The sequence below is a fragment of the Gammaproteobacteria bacterium genome, assembly GCA_016705365.1.
In the GTDB taxonomy this organism is placed as follows: Bacteria; Pseudomonadota; Gammaproteobacteria; order Pseudomonadales; family UBA5518; genus UBA5518.
On the sequence record JADIYI010000009.1, the window covers coordinates 131,078 to 146,047 of the forward strand.

Here is a 14,970-nt window from a genome sequence, read left to right on the forward strand (position 1 = left end):
GAAGGAAAAGGGGACGGATTTATTTTCGCCTTGATGGAATCGCGGCCAAGATACTGGAGGAGGAAAAGGGGACGGATTTATTTTCGCCTTGATGGAATAGGAATCGCGGCCGAGATACTGCGGCAGGATGCGCGCGGGCTCCAGAACCCGGGGTTCACGCACCGTGGCCCGTCATTGCCCCTGGCCCGCCGCTCCGGGCGCCGACCTGTTACGATGAAGGCCGCATCACTGCGCCCGACGAGCGAAGCACCGGCATAATTCGCGCAGGCACCAGGCGAGGCAAATGGACAGCATTTCCGACCAGCCCGACTACTGCTCGCTGCGCAGCAATGTCAGCTTTCTCGGTCGCCTGCTGGGCGAGTCACCTCGGTCACTCCGAATAAATAAATCCGTCCCCTTTTCCGAACTCTTTGCGGGGGAAGTCGTCCGACCTCAAGCAATTTTCCTGCGAGGTTCTGATGCAAAATTTGACTTACACCGGATGCCACTGGCGGTTCATTTTATTGATTCTGGTCGGGCTTCTAGTTCTCGTATCGGCAACCGCGTGCGGGCGGGGAGGGGTTGTCGTGATTGACTTCTCGACGAAGGAGTCGATTGATAATGCCGTCAACAAAGGATGGCTCCCGGATTGGCTGCCGCGCAACGTAGAGGATATGCGTGGCGCCCAAGAGACCTTCGATAGTAACTTCATATGGATCAGCCTGAAGGTTGATTCGGAGATTCGCAGCATTATTCAGAGCAGCTGCGACGACCGCGCGCTAACCTCCATTGACTTGCCAAGCACTAGCTTCATGGAGCGTTTTCCAGAAGGCGTCGTTGAGGAGTTTCGGCGCGTCTCTGCGGGAGCAATGACGTACTACGCATGTCCCAATACTCGTCGAAATTTTTTTGTTGCGGTCGATGATGCTGAGAGCGCCGCGTATCTCTGGGCAGACTGACGTGTCTCTACAACTACTACCGCGATTACGATCCGAGCACGGGACGGTACATCGAGAGTGATCCGATCGGGCTGGCGGGTGGGTTGAATACCTACGCTTACGTGCGCGGGAACCCGCTACGGAAAAGGGGACGGATTTATTTTCGCCTTGATGGAATAGGAATCGGAATAAGGGGACAGATTTATTTTCACCTTTGTGGCGCTCGATCTCCCGCTGCGTCAGGATAGCTGCCGCCCCGTCCTCTTGTTCTCATGTTTGGCTAATTTGCGGGGCAGGGTTCTGGCGGATTTTCCGGGTCGGGAAATTTGGCCAGGTTCCCACTGTCGCCAACAGGCGCATACCAGTCATCCTGCCAAATGCAGTACCAGTAGTTGCTGGGGAGAACAGCCAGTTCGAACCCTTGTTTTCGCTTCTGCAGCACTGGAACGAACCACAGACGTGCCCATGCCTCGATCTCCCGGGCGTTGCGCAAGGGTCCGGCATCCAGCGGTTGCAACCCAAGTTCCGCAATGATCCTTGCAACCACCTCCTTGGCTTCGCGATCATCGGCGGCAACAAAACTCGTTACCCGCCCCCCGAGGGTCATCGGATCGTCGATCACATTGGACCCTGCGAGCAAGGTCTTCACCACTTTTGCTCGTGGGTTCCAGGCCTGGATCATCTCGGCACTCGAAGTTTCGACCAGACTTTCCAGGTAACCATCCGCCGCCTGGCGGGTGGGTGTCGAAACATCTATCACGATCTTGCCATCCAGGTTCCCAAGATTCTGGGCGACTTGTTCCATTGCCGGCCACGGCACGACCAGCACAACAATCGCCGCTTGCTGTGCCGCCTGCTGCTGCGTCGTCGCACTCGCATCGGCTCCAGTCCGACTCACCAGAGATTTGACCGATTCACGTGTCGGATCACGACTACCGTAAATAACGCGATATCCCCTCTTCGCGAGTTTGGGGCCGACTGAGTCTCCCATGTCACCCGTACCGATAACGGCCACGGTCTCCCGACTCTGTGCGTATAAAACCGCAGGCAGGGCAAACAACGCAAAAGCGAGCAAAAAAGTAAAATTTCTCATAACCCCGTGATTACCTCCGTGCCAACCTGGCATGCCCGTGCATTACTGAACCGGGATAACCGGTGGCGTCTCCTTGTTCTTCACCAGGAATACAAGAAATTTTGCCGGATCCGTGTCGCTCGCGTTTTTCGACACGGCGTGAACGTCCGTCGGCGATTCATAGAATGTCTCGCCAACGCCCAGAGTTACCGGTTCATGTCCTGAAACCTGCATTGTGATGGCGCCTTCGAGCACGTAGACGAATACGTGAGCGTCGTGACGGTGTATCGGGGTTTCCGCACCCGGAGGGTAGCTGACTGTCAGCATCAGACCCTCTTTGCCATCTGTTCCCAGCTCCTTGCTGAGGAGAGGTAAAACGACCCCATCCTCGGCGATCACGCTCGTTGAAACCAGCGGCATAACCGAGACCAGCAGACCGATAATCATTGTACGAAATGGCGACATCGTGATTTCCTCTTGCTCTGCAAATGGATGAACACATCCCGAAATGCTGCTCGCCTCACAAGGACAGGGCCCTGCTACCCCGTCCTGCCTGTGATCGATCAAGAGACAATAATGTAATCGGGGGAATAAGGGGACCCTTATTCCAGTTTTCATTGGATTCCAAAAATTTGGAACGGTGCGCTCGGGTCTCGCTGCTTGCCCTTGACCCGCACCTCATACCGGTCGCGCTGCACTGCCTTCGGCTCCCACCTCTGCATTCACCTCTCCTCTCTCCTGCCCGCGCATGCGTCTGCCCCCTGTTCCCGCGTGTCGCCCCTGGCAAGCTACCATGGATTCGCATGCATTCTGCTAATCTGGAGCCGGCCAACCATGGGCAGGTTACCGGGATGAATACCTTCACCGCGCGCTACAGCCGAACCACCGCACGACTCGACCAGGGATCGGATGCGGCGTGGTCGGTGCATTACCGGGCGCTGCAACGCCTGGACGCCGGCGAGGACGTGATCCTGCTGTGCGTGGGCGATCCCAATTTCGATACGCCGCCGCTGATCTTCGGCGAGGCGCTGGCCGCGATGCGCGCCGGGCGCACCCATTATTCCTCGGCGCAGGGCGAGTACCAGCTGCGCCTCGCGATCGCCGAACTCGAGAGCCGCACCTCGCCGCACCCCTGCCGGCCCGAGGAGGTGGTGGTGTTTCCGGGCGCCACCAATGCCATCTTCAGCACGGTTGCCACGTTGCTCGACCCGGGCGATGAAATCATCATCCCCGAACCGATGTACGTGGGCTACACCGGGATGATGCAGGCGGTGGGTGTGAGCGTGAAGAACGTACCGCTGATCGCCACGCGCAATTTCGCGATCGATATTGAGGCGATCAAGGCGGCGGTCAGCCGCGATACCCGCGCGGTGATGGTGAACACGCCCGGCAACCCTGCGGGCAACATGATCAGTGCCGCCGAGCTCGGCGACCTGGCGGCATTCTGCCGGGCACGCGATCTGTGGCTGATCTGCGACGAAGTCTATTCGATGATCACCTTTCGCGAGCGCCACCGCAGCCTGCGCTCCTCGGCCCGCGAGCTCGACAACCTGGTGATGATCGATGCGCTGTCGAAATCGCACGCGATGAGCGGCTGGCGCATCGGCTGGGCGGTGGCGCCCGAACCGCTGGCCGAGCGGCTGGCGCGTTTCGGTGGCGCCACGCTGTTCGGTTGTTCGCAGTTCATCCAGGACGCCGCCGCCTATGCCCTGCGCCACGACGATGTGTATGTCGAGAAGATGCGGCTCGAATACCAGGCCCGGCGCGATTTCGTGGTCGAACGCATCAACGCGATGCCGAGACTCGCTTGCGACACCCCCGACGCCGGCATGTTCGTGATGATGAACACCAGCGCCACGGGCCTGGACGGGCAACGCTTCGCCGAGGCCCTGCTCGCGAACGCCGCGGTATCCACGGTACCCGGCGCAGGTTTCGGGCCGAGCGGACACGACTTCGTGCGCATCACGCTGGCGCAGGACCACAAACAGCTGGCGCGCGCGATGGAGCGTATCGCGAGTTTCTGCCAGACGTTGGTGCGCTAGGCCGGGGTCCGCTGCGCGGCCTGCCGGCAATCCACGACACCGGGAGACGAGACCATGCGAATTGTGGTTGCGCTGGGTGGCAATGCCCTGCTCAAGCGCGGCGAGCCGATGAGCGCCGCGGCGCAACGCGCCAACGTGCGTGTCGCCGCCGCGGCGCTCGCACCCGTCGCGCGGGAGCACCAGCTGGTGATCAGCCACGGCAACGGGCCGCAGGTCGGTCTGCTTGCGCTGCAGGGCGCCGCCGGCAAGCCCGACGAGGCCTATCCGCTCGATGTTCTCGGCGCGCAGACCGAGGGCGGCATCGGCTACATGATCGAGCAGGAACTCGGCAACCTGCTGCCCGTCGAGGTGCCGTTCGCGACCCTGCTGACGATGGTCGAGGTCGATCCCGACGATCCGGGGTTCGCGAACCCGAGCAAGTTCGTCGGCCCGGTCTACGACAAGGACGAGGCCGATCGTCTGGCCGCGAGCAAAAGCTGGACCTTCGGGCAGGATGGCGAGAAGTGGCGCCGCGTGGTGCCCTCGCCGCTGCCGCAACGGATCTTCGAGATCCGCCCCATAAAATGGCTGCTGGAGCATGACACGATCGTGATCTGCGCCGGTGGTGGCGGAATTCCGACGCTGTACACGCAAGGCAGCGAACGCAGGCTCGTCGGCGTCGAGGCAGTGATCGACAAGGACCTGTGTTCGGAGCTGCTGGCACGCGAGCTCGCTGCCGATCGCCTCGTGATGCTCACCGACGTCGAGGCGGTGTATCTCGACTGGGGCAAGCCGACACAACGCGCGATCCGCCAGGCCACGCCCGCCTCGCTCGCGCACATCGCGTTCGCCGCGGGCTCGATGGGTCCGAAGGTGGCGGCGGCTTGCCGCTTTGCCGAGAGAACCGGCAAAGCGGCCGCGATCGGCGCGCTGGCGGAGCTCGGCGCGATCCTCGCGGGCGAAGCGGGCACCACGATTGCAGTCGAAGGCGAGGGAATGCACTTCGCGTAGCCCGGTTTGCGGACCGGCTACGGGTTTCTTCGTCATGGTCTGCCCGGCTGGCGCAACCGTGCCTGGGCGCGCCACGCGGCAGCACGCTCGAGCGCCTGCTCCCGCGCATCTGCATCCATTGCCGACCAGTCGAGAATATCCTGCAACGAGCGTCCGCAACCGATGCAGATATCCGCCTCGTCCAGGGTGCAGTGGCGGATGCACGGAGAGGCCTGTGGAGTGACTGCGCTCATTGCGGTGCCGCTCGCCGTGGCACGGTATCGCGGAGCGGCCGTGGCAACCGCCCGGGCTCCGCGTGGCTGCCCGGCTGCTGGTCGACCGATAAAACCTCGGCCGCGCTCAGGTGGCGATATTCACCCGGAGCGAGACTTTCATCCAGAACGATGTTTCCAACGGACAGCCGGTGCAGGGCGATGACCTCGTTGCCGAAGAATCCGAACATGCGCTTCACCTGGTGATAGCGTCCTTCGTAAAGGGTGAGCTCCGCGCTATTGGCGGACAGTATTTTCAACTCCGCCGGCAACGTAGTCAGGTTCTCGAAGCGGAAATGGATTCCCGCCGCGAATTTTTCCACGTAGCGGGCGCTTATCGCATCTCTGGTGTGGACGCGATAGGTCTTGGGGATTTTCCGCTGCGGCAGGGTTATCCGGCCGGACCAGTTGCCGTTGTTTGTCAGCAGCAGCAAGCCGGTCGTGTTGAAGTCCAGGCGCCCCGCGAGGTGCAGTCGTTCCTTTCCCGGCAGATCGATCAGGTCGAGGACCGTGGGGTGCCTGCGGTCGCTAGTCGCGCTGACGCAGCCCCGGGGTTTGTGCATCATCAGGTGGATCGGCGTGCCGGACTGCAGCACCCTGCCGTCGGCCTCGACCAGGCAGAATTTCGAGATTTCCTGGTCGCCACTGGCGACGGCCACACCATCGAGACGAATCCGGCGCTCGGCGAACAGGTAGCGCACCGTGCGCGCGGAGCACGAGAGCCGCGATTCGAGGAACCTGTCGAGCCGCATCGGGCATGATCCTGTTCGGTTGGCTGAAATTGTCGTGATGGCAGACGGTGCAGAGTGCGTCGATACATCGCGTTGCTGCTGTCAGCCGCGTCTGCGAAGCACATCAAGATACCTCGCCGCGGCCGTCCGCGACCAGCTTCATGAATGCATGACTCATTGGCCCAGCCCCTCCGGTCCCATCTCTGGATTGAAAAGGACTGTGTGCCGTTGACGCAGGTTGAATTTGCGCGGGCCGGGAATCGAGACCTGCCTCCTAACGCTCGTCGTAGCGGTGGGCGCGCCGCACTGCGTTGAAGGTCGCGACCCCCTCGTCGGGCGTGCTGAAGGCGCCGTCACGCTCCAGACGCTCCAGCAGTTCGTCGTACAGCGTCGCCGGAAGCGCAGCGGTGTAGTGATGCAATTGGTAGAGCACCTTGGTCGCGGTGCGGAAGTCGCCGGCGCGGCTGGCGCGACGCTGGCCGTTCAGGTAGTCCTCGCGTGCGACGTTCGGCACGATGATCTTGTGCTGCCCGGTGGCCACCAGCTCGGCGTTCATCAGGACGTGCGCGAGACGGCCATTGCCGTCCTGCATCGGGTGGACATCGGTGATCAGGAAATGGAGCAGCAGTGCGCGCGTGAAACCCGGCGCCGCCGCCTGGCAGATTTCGAAGCCTCGCGTGAGCGTTCCGGCAACGCACTCGGGCGCAACAAACGGCGTGTTGCCGGCACGGTTGGCGGCGTGCTTGAACTCGCCCGGCCGCATGACGGGCCGCCCGCGCAGCAGCACCTTGTGACGGCTGCGCAGCAGCGACAGAAAGGCACTGGCATCCTGCGGCACATGGCTCATCTCCTCGAGGTCCGCGCAAATCTCCCAACTGCCACGCACATCGTGCGAGTCACCGCTGCGTTGCGCGAGGTCGCGGTGTTCGAACACAACCTGCTGCGCCTCCTCCACGGTCATTTCCGTGCCCTCGATGTAGTTCGAGAAGTAGGCCTCGAAAAACGCCAGGTTGCGCCACGCGCTCCTCTCGTAGACGAACGGCAGCGGCGCGAAGAACTGGCGCTGCAGGTACTCGGCGAACCGCTCGCAACGCGCCAGGCAGGCGCCATCGAACGGTTCGCGGGCGGCGTGCGCATGGCCGGCGGATGAATGCAGCACACCCCCGGCATCACCGGTGGCCAGCAAGGCACTGATTTTCGCATTCAATGCAGCAAAGGCGTCCGCCTGCCCGAATGCGTCCGCGCAGGCACGCGCTTCATCGCGCAGCGCGTTCAATCCGCGCTCCTTGCCCTGGGCCAGCCGCTTGACCAGGATGGCTTCAATTTCGTCCGGGCGGAGAAACTTCTCCCGCCCCCGACGTGCTTTCTGCCCGGCTTCGGACTCCAGCAGGACGCGCACCTCCGTCATGCGCTTCAATCGCGGCAGCACCTGCTCCGTGCCCGTGTCGACGGCGCCTGGCAACAGGTGAATCGTAAGCGGCCCGACCCTGACGTTGCGCGCATTGGGCTTGGGCGTGATCAGGTAGACGTGTGAACTCTCCGGCAACAGGCTCAGCGCATTGCGGTAGGCCAGCACGTGGCCGGGATACAGGAACTCCAGCAGAGGCGCCAACTGCGCACGCAGCAAGGCATCGATGTTATCGACATCCGCTGCGATGTAGACCCTGGGGGCCAATCGGCGAAGCTCCCCCTTGCGGGAGCGGTAGGCGAGCGCATCCCGCTCCTTGGCGGAGCGTGCCAGGTAAAGGCGGGGACTGCCCATTGCTTGATCCATAAATCATGCGATTTCTGTGAGCTATGGATTAATAATCGACTGTTTTCTTGATATTATCCAGTTTCTATGTGTTTTCTAATCAATGAATTCAGATTTTTGTCGGTTTATATCCTGTTTGAAGTCAGTATTCGAGGTGCCGCATTACGCACGGGCTGGCAGGAAGCCTTGGTCTGCCTCCTGTTTCAGAAAATAAATCTGTCCCCATATCCGCTGAAAATATATCTACCCCCATATCCCATGTCTCAATAACAGGACACGAAGCTGTCACAGGACTCATTAATGAATCATTTTGATTGACAAGCTAGGCAAAAATCCTACAATGACTCACTAACAGGACATTAGACCGTTATATGACTCCTCAATGAGGCAAAATCAGGTTTTAGCATGGGCAAGCGCAAATCCCGAATCTATTCCGAGTACGCCACCGAAGCCCTGCGCCTGTTTGGCCAGCTCCTGCGCGAGGCTCGCAAGCGTCGCGGCCTGACCCTGGCCGATGTGGCGACACGGGCAGGCATTTCCCGCTCGCTGATGCAGCGCATCGAAAAGGGCGAGCCGGGCTGCGCGATCGGGGTGAGTTTCGAGGTCGCGGCGATCGTCGGCGTGCCCCTGTTCGAGGAGTCGCTGGCGGACCTGGGTGCGCGGCGCGCGCAGGCCGATGCCATCGGCGCCCTGCTGCCAAAGGCGGTGCGCAAGCCGAGCGGCAACGTGCACGATGAGTTCTGATCCCGATTACAAGGATGCCTATGTCTGGGTGTGGCTGCCCGGCGGAACGCAACCCGTGGTCGCGGGCCATATAAGCAAGGCAGGCGACCGGCTTGTGTTCAACTACGGCCGCAGCTACCTGGAACGCGACGGCGCGATACCGCTGCATCTCCCGGAGCTGCCGCTTCGCCAGGGCCTGATCGAGCCGCTCACCGGGCTGCGCATGGCAGGCTGCCTGCGCGACGCATCACCGGATGCGTGGGGTCGGCGCGTCATCCTGAACCGCAGGCTCGGGGTGCGCGGCCAAGCCGCGGACTCAGCAGACCTTGCCGAGTTGACCTACATGCTGGAGTCGAGCTCCGACCGGGCCGGGGCCCTCGACTTCCAGCGCTCGCCAACGGAGTACGTCGCGCGGGAGACCGGCCAGGCCTCGCTGCCGCAACTGGTCGAGGCCGCCGCGCGTATCGAACAGGGTTTACCGCTACCCGTATCGCTGGGTACCGCGCTGCAGCACGGCACCTCGCTCGGTGGCGCGCGCCCCAAGGCTCCGATCGAGGACGGTCGCCACAAATACATCGCGAAATTCTCCTCGAGCACCGATACCTTCAACGTGGTGAAGGCGGAATACGTGGCGATGCGCCTCGCGATGCTCGTCGGCCTCGATGTCGCACCGGTCACCCTCGCCCGCTCGCTCAACAAGGACGTGCTGCTGGTGCAGCGCTTCGATCGCACGTGGGGTGGCGGGGGCTGGCATCGGCACGCCATGGTGTCCGCGCTGACGCTGCTGGAACTGGACGAGATGGCAGCGCGTTACGCCAGCTACGAGAAGCTGGCGGAAATCATGCGGCACCGGTTTGCCGAACCTGTCGCGACGCTGCGCGAGCTGTTCGCACGCATGACTTTCAATGTGCTGTGCGGCAACACCGATGATCATGCGCGCAACCACGCTGCATTCTGGGACGGGCACACGCTCCGCCTGACGCCTGCCTACGATATCTGTCCGCAGAATCGCACGGGTGGCGAGGCCTCGCAGGGCATGGTCATTCACGCCGGCAATCGACTAAGCCGTGTTGCCGTGTGCATCGATGCGGCGCCGGCGTTTCTGCTGAGCGTTTCGCAAGCCACGGAGATCGTGCGCGAGCAGATTACCGGCATCCAGGCGAATTGGGCGAGCGTTTGCGACGAAGCGGAATTGCCGGCCATCGAGCGGACATTCCTGTGGCAGCGCCAGTTCCTGAACCCGTATGCGCTCGAACACATAATGCTTGCGTGATGTCAGTCCAGTGTTGACGTCCGCACCCCCGATCGGTGATGCGAACCTGATTCGCTCGATGTCTCGCAAGGGGTGCTCGCCTGACAACGCTGCATGCGAAGGCTTCTTCGGACGGCTGAAAACGGAACTGTTCTACCCTCGGGATTGGAAGACCACCACCATTGAGCAGTTCATTCAGGTAGTCGATACTTACATCCGCTGGTACAACGAGAGGCGGATCAAGATATCCCTTGGCTCTCTCAGCCCCATCGAATACCGAGAGAGTCTTGGACTTACGGCATAAAATAAGTCCAAGTTTTTATCCGCACCCCCGTCGTCTACACCCTCAAGACACACCGTACCGTGACGGTACCACGCAGATCGTGTTCGAGCCCATCGACTTTGTCGCGCGTCTCGCCGCCCTGGTGCCGCGTCCTCGCGTCAACCTCACTCGCTACCACGGCGTCTCGGCACCGAATCATCATTGGCGAGCCGAAATTACGCCCGCAGGCCGCGGCAAAGGAGACCAGCGAAAGCAGCAGCGCGACGGCTCCTCACCGACCGAACGCCATGCTTCCATGACCTGGGCACAGCGGTTGAAGCGCGTGTTCAACATTGATGTGGAAACCTGCGCGCGCTGCAGCGGGCCCGTCAAGGTGATTGCCTGCATGGAAGAGCAGGTAGTCATCGACAAAATTCTGGTCCATCTGCGCGACAAGGAACACAAGGCCCCGGCGGCACCACTGCTCGTGGCGCCACCGCGAGCCCCACCGTCACGCCCTGTCCCGGCGCAAATGGATACCGCGCCGGCGTAACCACAACCATCATTCGGAAGGACACCGCTGATGAGAAAACATTGGCACATGGACGGCTGTGTCCGCGAGCGAAAATAAGCGGGAAACGCCGAAACCGCGCCCGGTTTCAGGGCAGCATCAAGCAGTCGGACAACGAATTTTCAGGGGAATCCCGGGAAAACTCGGGTGACAATGGGCATGGCTTCCTGCAAACCGACCCTTTATGCTGCTTATACTCACTCATACCGTAGACCATGTCATGTGAGATCGGAGCCGTATGCCCGGGCCAATTCCCAGGATTCGATACGACCCAGACACAACGTATACATCGTACAAAAGGTACCGAGATCGTGGAATTTCATCAGATGCTGGGGACAGTTCACAGTGGAACCGCCCTGCTGCTTTTTACTCTCGCAATGTTGTCAGTCGCACTTTCCGTTCTGATCGCCGTGAAACCTGCGACGGATCCGGCGAACGCCAGACTGTTGAAAGCGGCAAATGCGGTCGGATTCGTAGAAATCAGCACTGCGGGTATCGTCACCCTGACGGGGTTGATTCTCGTGTACACGGGTTCCTGGTCTCTGGCTCAATTCTGGTTGTGGATGAGCCTTCTGGTCATGGTGTTCTACAGCACCGCATTGAAGCGCTTCACCAAGCCTGCCCGACAGGCAGTCGCCCGCGGTGGAAGTGAGGTGAAGGTCGGTATGCAGGTCGTACTTCAGGTCGGGCATCTGCTGCTGCTGATCGTCGCATTCAGCATGATGCTGTTGAAGCCGGGCCAGTAAGTAAATACCTGCAGGCAGATGCATGCCTCGCCGCCCTGGTGTCGCGTCCTCGCGTCAACCTCACTCGCTACCACGGCGTCTTGGCACCGAATCATCATTGGCGAGCCAAAATTACGCCCGAAGGCCGCGGCAAAGATGACGATTGTTTGCAGGAATTGCGCTGGCTCTACGACCGGCGAGACCTCAAGGAGGCGCAGCAGGACCTGGCTGCCTGGCTCAAGCGCTGGGAAAGCCGTTATCCACGCCTTACCGATTGGGTCGAGGAGAACATCGGCGAGACGCTGACGTTTTACCGATTACCGCGCCAGCATCACAAGCACATGAAGAGCTCGAATCTGCTTGAGCGGCTAAATGAGGAAATCAAAAGGCGCACACGGGTCGTGAGGATCTTTCCGAATCCCGCTTCGTGTCGACGTCTGGTGTTGGCGCTGTGCGTGGAAACCCACGAGACCTGGCTCGAGGACCACCGTTACATCAACATGGGTCTGCTGAAGGAGCAGAAGAAAGAGCAATTGCGCGAGGCCGCATGATCAGCACCTCTGAACATGGCCACCGAATTTGCACAACTTGACGTACACAACTGCTCGCCCTGCGGGCGCTCTCGCTTCGCTCGCGCGTCCAAATCGGCAGTCCTGCCGATTTGTGATTCGGCTGCTTCGCAGCCTCACCCCTGCGGGGCGCCTCCACTGCGTTACGGCGTCCTGCGTCGCCGCGTAGCGGCTCGTTTCAAATCGCTTTCGCGATTTGTCGAACCAGAGGGTTCGTCCACGCCGCTCGCTTCGCCAAATAGAAAAGGGACCTCAGGGTCCCTTTTCTATTTGGTGGTGGTTGCAGTCTGGCGCGATCTCGTCTCCGGAATTTTCCCTGTTCACGGGAAATTTACAGGGAAAATCATTCGCTTCTATCGCACGTTGCCATGCATACCCCCTTAGCCCACTGATTTAGCAGCAGATATTCTAAAGAATTCAGACTGAACGCTTCTGATAACAGGGAATTATCAGGGAATGGTCATTGAAGTCGGACTTCGCGCCACCGAGCATGTTTTTCACTTCGATTGGCAATGATTTACGAATTTGCACCCCACACGTCGAGATAAATAAATCTGTCCCCATATTCCAGTAGAGCTTGTCGTAACCAAAGCTCTCCGAGAGCGCCGCCGTGTTGTCCGTGATCACGGTCACCAGGTTGGCGGTGTTGGCAGGTCAGCGTCAGGTCCTGGGCCACCGCCCTGCGGGCGTCTGGCTCGATTGCAGCGTGGTTATCCGGTATTTCGGGTCACGCCCCACGCTCACGGTCTGCTGGTTCCAGAACTGCCACCCGCTCGGCCCGCCGAAGGGCGCGTGGTTGATGTTGCCGGCCAGCGTAACAGCCGGATCGATTTGTCCGCTTGCCCAGTTCACCACGCGCAGGCGATTCAGCGCGTCGTGGGTGCAGTTACCTTTTCGGGAATAATAAATCTGTCCCCTTTTTCCGCATACCGACGGATGGTCTTGCGATCGACGCCGGTGCGCCGCGCAATCTCGTGCTGGCTCGCGCCGTGCGCCAGCAGCGTGGCAATGGTGGTCTGCAAATGTGACTTCAAGACGTTCAACTCCTCGCTCCCCGAACAAAAGGGGAGCAGCGTAAACGTCCCGCAACAACCGCCGGCGCATACCGACCGGTCAGCTCACAGGTGGGGGATTTTCAAGTGGCCACAGGTGGGGGATTTTCAAGTGGCCACAGGTGGGGGAGTTTGGGTGGCCGCCGGGGGAATACGCACATAACTTGCATTATGTGTAAATGGGGATGATTATTAAAGATCAATCATCAAGTAGTGCAATCACCAAACCATTCAATAAAAGAGCACCAGCGCATATCAGAAGGGAGGATAGGAACTCCAGGCGAGTAAATGAACTCAACAAAAAGGCTCCACCAACTACAACAATAGTCGCGGTTAAAAAACCAACCGGGGAGAAGTACTTTTTTACTGACACTCGCATGACGCACCGCCCGACTGGTTAGCTGCTCCACCAGCAAATACTATTGCACCAGCTTGGTTGACCCTCAGGTTGGTAACCCCAGAAGAACGAATAATTGCAGCGTCAGATTTCCCCGCAGCCTTTAAAGCCTCATATGTTTTCCGACGGAAATTGGGGAAGAGACCTCCCCTAAATATTACCTTCAAGCTTTGCCGATAATTCACAGCTCTCGGCGCTGAGCGAATCACCATCGAACCACCCTTGGCGAGCCCAGCATATGCCAAGCGCCCTCCACCTGCGATTAATGATGCATACCAGCCTGCATCGTAGGCAATTGAACACTCGTTAACTCCACCGTCAACATTCAGGGCATAGCGAAGATCGTCACCAAAACCAAATAGTAGTGCGTCGCCTAGCCCCGCTGAAAAATCCACTACCTCCTGCGGTAGCAGTGGCATATCAGACCATCCGAACAATCCATAGGGATCGTAATATCCCAAGGGATTTCCACCGACATACCCGTACGTATTGAGCCCACCCGCGAGCCCAATCGGATCGGATTCGATATATCTTCCCGTCGTCGGATCGTAATCCCTGAAGTAGTTGTAGTTCAGCCCCGTCTCGGCATCAAAGTACTGACCCGGGAAGCGTGCGTTGTAGGTGATCGAGGTGCCGTTCAGATCCACGTCCTCGTTGGGCAGGCCGAAAGCACCGTGGATCGCATCGAAGGGCGTGCTGTCGAGCGCCCAGACCACCGTGCCGGTGGTGTCCGTGAGCCGCATCGGCGTGCCCAGATGGTCGGTGTGGATCGCATAGGCCTTGGTCGCTTGCGTGGCCGGGTTGACGGGTACATCGATCAGCGCCAGGGGTAAGGCATCGAGATACACATAATCGCGGTGCGCCGTGCTGTTGCCCGGCTGCTCGACCAGCAGCTTGCCGTCCAGATCACACATAATAGGTCCACTGCCCGCTCGCCGCCACGTACTTCGCCACCCGCTGCCCGAGCGCGTTGTGGTAATACGAGGCCACCGGCATCGCGCCCGAGCCGCCAACGGTGCGGGTGACCGCGCTCAGCCGGCCGAGTGCGTTGTAGGCATAGCTGCGCGTGCTGCCATCGGACCGCAATTCCTGCGTCAGGTTGCCGGCGGCATCGTATTGTCGGGTCAGGCTCCCACGCTCGTCAGGCGGTTGTTGGTGGCGGGATAGGCGAGATTCGACACCGTGGTGTTCAGCGTCTGCTTCGTGCGGTTGCCCGTGGCGTCGTATTTCCACACCAGGGCGCCGTAGCTGCCCGTGCTGTTGACCAGGCGGTAGAGCTTGTCGTAACCAAAGCTCTCCGAGAGCGCCGCCGTGTTGTCCGTGATCACGGTCACCAGGTTGGCGGTGTTGTAGGTCAGCGTCAGGTCCTGGGCCACCACCCCGCCGGCGCCTGGCTCGATTGCAGCCTGGTTATCCGGTATTTCGGGTCACGCCCCACGCTCACGCTCTGCTGGTTCCAGAACTGCCACCCGCTCGGCCCGCCGAAGGGCGCGTGGCTGATGGTGCCGGCCAGCGTAACAGCCGGGATGCCATCACTGCTTTGAACAGAACCGATCTGCCCCACCCCGTTACGGCCGTAGCTGATCTCGCGTCCATCGGGATAGGTCCAAATCGGCATTCCTGCCGATTTGTCGAACCAGGGCGCTCGTCCACACCGCTCACT

Annotated in this window: 20 protein-coding genes and 3 pseudogenes; 11 read left to right on the plus strand and 12 right to left on the minus strand. The window is 60.5% G+C overall.

The genetic code is table 11. The annotated features are described in order from the left end of the window. Positions 1–283 precede the first annotated feature (283 nt). The 3 genes from IPF49_18755 to IPF49_18765 are packed head-to-tail and all read left to right on the plus strand — an operon-like array spanning position 284 to position 1,165. A complete protein-coding gene (locus IPF49_18755) occupies positions 284–574 on the plus strand; it encodes a hypothetical protein (protein ID MBK6289629.1) in 291 nt (96 codons plus the stop codon). Continuing rightward, positions 567–938, plus strand: a complete 372-nt coding sequence (locus tag IPF49_18760) for a hypothetical protein (GenBank protein MBK6289630.1) — start codon at positions 567–569, stop codon at positions 936–938. The genes IPF49_18755 and IPF49_18760 overlap by 8 nt, the downstream gene beginning before the upstream one ends. Further along, positions 926–1,165 (plus strand): hypothetical protein, encoded by a 240-nt coding sequence (locus IPF49_18765; GenBank protein MBK6289631.1) that lies wholly within the window; start codon positions 926–928, stop codon positions 1,163–1,165. Before IPF49_18760 ends, IPF49_18765 begins: the two co-directional genes overlap by 13 nt. Positions 1,166–1,197: 32 nt before the next feature. On the opposite strand, the gene IPF49_18770 is transcribed toward IPF49_18765, so the two are convergent. Continuing rightward, positions 1,198–2,010, minus strand: a complete 813-nt coding sequence (locus IPF49_18770) for an NAD(P)-binding domain-containing protein (GenBank protein MBK6289632.1) — start codon at positions 2,008–2,010, stop codon at positions 1,198–1,200. A gap of 42 nt (positions 2,011–2,052) precedes the next feature. Continuing rightward, the gene (locus tag IPF49_18775; protein MBK6289633.1) at positions 2,053–2,454 is read right to left on the minus strand and encodes a cupin domain-containing protein; all 402 of its coding nucleotides are present in this window, start codon (positions 2,452–2,454) and stop codon (positions 2,053–2,055) included. A 386-nt stretch (positions 2,455–2,840) separates the two neighbouring features. Here IPF49_18775 and IPF49_18780 point away from each other — a divergent pair, with 386 nt between their 5' ends. Then, a complete protein-coding gene (locus tag IPF49_18780; protein MBK6289634.1) occupies positions 2,841–4,031 on the plus strand; it encodes a pyridoxal phosphate-dependent aminotransferase in 1,191 nt (396 codons plus the stop codon). Positions 4,032–4,085: 54 nt separating this feature from the next. After that, on the plus strand, positions 4,086–5,021 hold the full coding sequence (gene arcC, locus IPF49_18785) for a carbamate kinase (protein MBK6289635.1): 936 nt from the start codon (positions 4,086–4,088) through the stop codon (positions 5,019–5,021). A 32-nt stretch (positions 5,022–5,053) separates the two neighbouring features. On the opposite strand, the gene IPF49_18790 is transcribed toward arcC, so the two are convergent. From IPF49_18790 to IPF49_18800, 3 genes are all read right to left on the minus strand, one after another. Next, entirely contained in the window at positions 5,054–5,254 is a 201-nt protein-coding gene (locus IPF49_18790) for a DUF1289 domain-containing protein (GenBank protein ID MBK6289636.1), read from the minus strand. Beyond that, complete coding sequence (locus tag IPF49_18795; protein MBK6289637.1) at positions 5,251–6,024, minus strand: pseudouridine synthase; 774 nt, start codon at positions 6,022–6,024, stop codon at positions 5,251–5,253. The genes IPF49_18790 and IPF49_18795 overlap by 4 nt, the downstream gene beginning before the upstream one ends. A 253-nt stretch (positions 6,025–6,277) precedes the next feature. Beyond that, complete coding sequence (locus IPF49_18800) at positions 6,278–7,765, minus strand: Fic family protein (protein ID MBK6289638.1); 1,488 nt, start codon at positions 7,763–7,765, stop codon at positions 6,278–6,280. Between the two features lie 396 nt (positions 7,766–8,161). On the opposite strand from IPF49_18800, the gene IPF49_18805 reads away from it, so the two are divergent. The 6 genes and pseudogenes from IPF49_18805 (at position 8,162) to IPF49_18830 (ending at position 11,840) form a co-directional block, all read left to right on the plus strand. Beyond that, on the plus strand, positions 8,162–8,500 hold the full coding sequence (locus tag IPF49_18805; protein MBK6289639.1) for a helix-turn-helix transcriptional regulator: 339 nt from the start codon (positions 8,162–8,164) through the stop codon (positions 8,498–8,500). Further along, positions 8,490–9,752: a type II toxin-antitoxin system HipA family toxin gene (locus IPF49_18810; protein ID MBK6289640.1), complete on the plus strand. Its 1,263-nt coding sequence runs from the start codon at positions 8,490–8,492 to the stop codon at positions 9,750–9,752. Before IPF49_18805 ends, IPF49_18810 begins: the two co-directional genes overlap by 11 nt. A gap of 37 nt (positions 9,753–9,789) precedes the next feature. Continuing rightward, positions 9,790–10,035: pseudogene (locus IPF49_18815) on the plus strand (IS3 family transposase). A 79-nt stretch (positions 10,036–10,114) separates the two neighbouring features. Further along, entirely contained in the window at positions 10,115–10,546 is a 432-nt protein-coding gene (locus IPF49_18820; GenBank protein ID MBK6289641.1) for a transposase, read from the plus strand. Positions 10,547–10,875: 329 nt separating this feature from the next. After that, positions 10,876–11,310, plus strand: coding sequence for a hypothetical protein (locus IPF49_18825; protein MBK6289642.1), 435 nt, complete (start codon positions 10,876–10,878; stop codon positions 11,308–11,310). 137 nt (positions 11,311–11,447) lie between these two features. Beyond that, positions 11,448–11,840: pseudogene (locus tag IPF49_18830) on the plus strand (transposase). Positions 11,841–12,275: 435 nt separating this feature from the next. Here IPF49_18830 and IPF49_18835 read toward each other — a convergent pair. The 7 genes and pseudogenes from IPF49_18835 to IPF49_18865 form a co-directional block, all read right to left on the minus strand. After that, positions 12,276–12,485, minus strand: a complete 210-nt coding sequence (locus IPF49_18835; GenBank protein ID MBK6289643.1) for a hypothetical protein — start codon at positions 12,483–12,485, stop codon at positions 12,276–12,278. Positions 12,486–12,518: 33 nt separating this feature from the next. Further along, complete coding sequence (locus IPF49_18840; protein MBK6289644.1) at positions 12,519–12,713, minus strand: hypothetical protein; 195 nt, start codon at positions 12,711–12,713, stop codon at positions 12,519–12,521. Positions 12,714–12,778: 65 nt separating this feature from the next. Beyond that, positions 12,779–12,892: pseudogene (locus tag IPF49_18845) on the minus strand (helix-turn-helix domain-containing protein). Positions 12,893–13,273: 381 nt separating this feature from the next. Continuing rightward, positions 13,274–14,221: an RHS domain-containing protein gene (locus IPF49_18850; GenBank protein MBK6289645.1), complete on the minus strand. Its 948-nt coding sequence runs from the start codon at positions 14,219–14,221 to the stop codon at positions 13,274–13,276. Next, positions 14,214–14,393, minus strand: a complete 180-nt coding sequence (locus tag IPF49_18855; GenBank protein ID MBK6289646.1) for a hypothetical protein — start codon at positions 14,391–14,393, stop codon at positions 14,214–14,216. The genes IPF49_18850 and IPF49_18855 overlap by 8 nt, the downstream gene beginning before the upstream one ends. Before the next feature lie 38 nt (positions 14,394–14,431). After that, positions 14,432–14,683, minus strand: coding sequence for a hypothetical protein (locus IPF49_18860; GenBank protein ID MBK6289647.1), 252 nt, complete (start codon positions 14,681–14,683; stop codon positions 14,432–14,434). Continuing rightward, on the minus strand, positions 14,668–14,925 hold the full coding sequence (locus tag IPF49_18865; protein ID MBK6289648.1) for a hypothetical protein: 258 nt from the start codon (positions 14,923–14,925) through the stop codon (positions 14,668–14,670). The genes IPF49_18860 and IPF49_18865 overlap by 16 nt, the downstream gene beginning before the upstream one ends. Between the last annotated feature and the right edge of the window lie 45 nt (positions 14,926–14,970).

Coding starts and splice junctions, on each gene's coding strand:
- IPF49_18755 (MBK6289629.1), top strand. CDS start 284: ATGGACAGCATTTCCGACCAGCCCGACTACTGCTCGCTGCGCAGCAAT.
- IPF49_18770 (MBK6289632.1), bottom strand. CDS start 2,010: ATGAGAAATTTTACTTTTTTGCTCGCTTTTGCGTTGTTTGCCCTGCCT.
- IPF49_18775 (MBK6289633.1), bottom strand. CDS start 2,454: ATGTCGCCATTTCGTACAATGATTATCGGTCTGCTGGTCTCGGTTATG.
- IPF49_18780 (MBK6289634.1), top strand. CDS start 2,841: ATGAATACCTTCACCGCGCGCTACAGCCGAACCACCGCACGACTCGAC.
- arcC (MBK6289635.1), top strand. CDS start 4,086: ATGCGAATTGTGGTTGCGCTGGGTGGCAATGCCCTGCTCAAGCGCGGC.
- IPF49_18790 (MBK6289636.1), bottom strand. CDS start 5,254: ATGAGCGCAGTCACTCCACAGGCCTCTCCGTGCATCCGCCACTGCACC.
- IPF49_18795 (MBK6289637.1), bottom strand. CDS start 6,024: ATGCGGCTCGACAGGTTCCTCGAATCGCGGCTCTCGTGCTCCGCGCGC.
- IPF49_18800 (MBK6289638.1), bottom strand. CDS start 7,765: ATGGGCAGTCCCCGCCTTTACCTGGCACGCTCCGCCAAGGAGCGGGAT.
- IPF49_18805 (MBK6289639.1), top strand. CDS start 8,162: ATGGGCAAGCGCAAATCCCGAATCTATTCCGAGTACGCCACCGAAGCC.
- IPF49_18810 (MBK6289640.1), top strand. CDS start 8,490: ATGAGTTCTGATCCCGATTACAAGGATGCCTATGTCTGGGTGTGGCTG.
- IPF49_18850 (MBK6289645.1), bottom strand. CDS start 14,221: ATGTGTGATCTGGACGGCAAGCTGCTGGTCGAGCAGCCGGGCAACAGC.
- IPF49_18865 (MBK6289648.1), bottom strand. CDS start 14,925: ATGCCGATTTGGACCTATCCCGATGGACGCGAGATCAGCTACGGCCGT.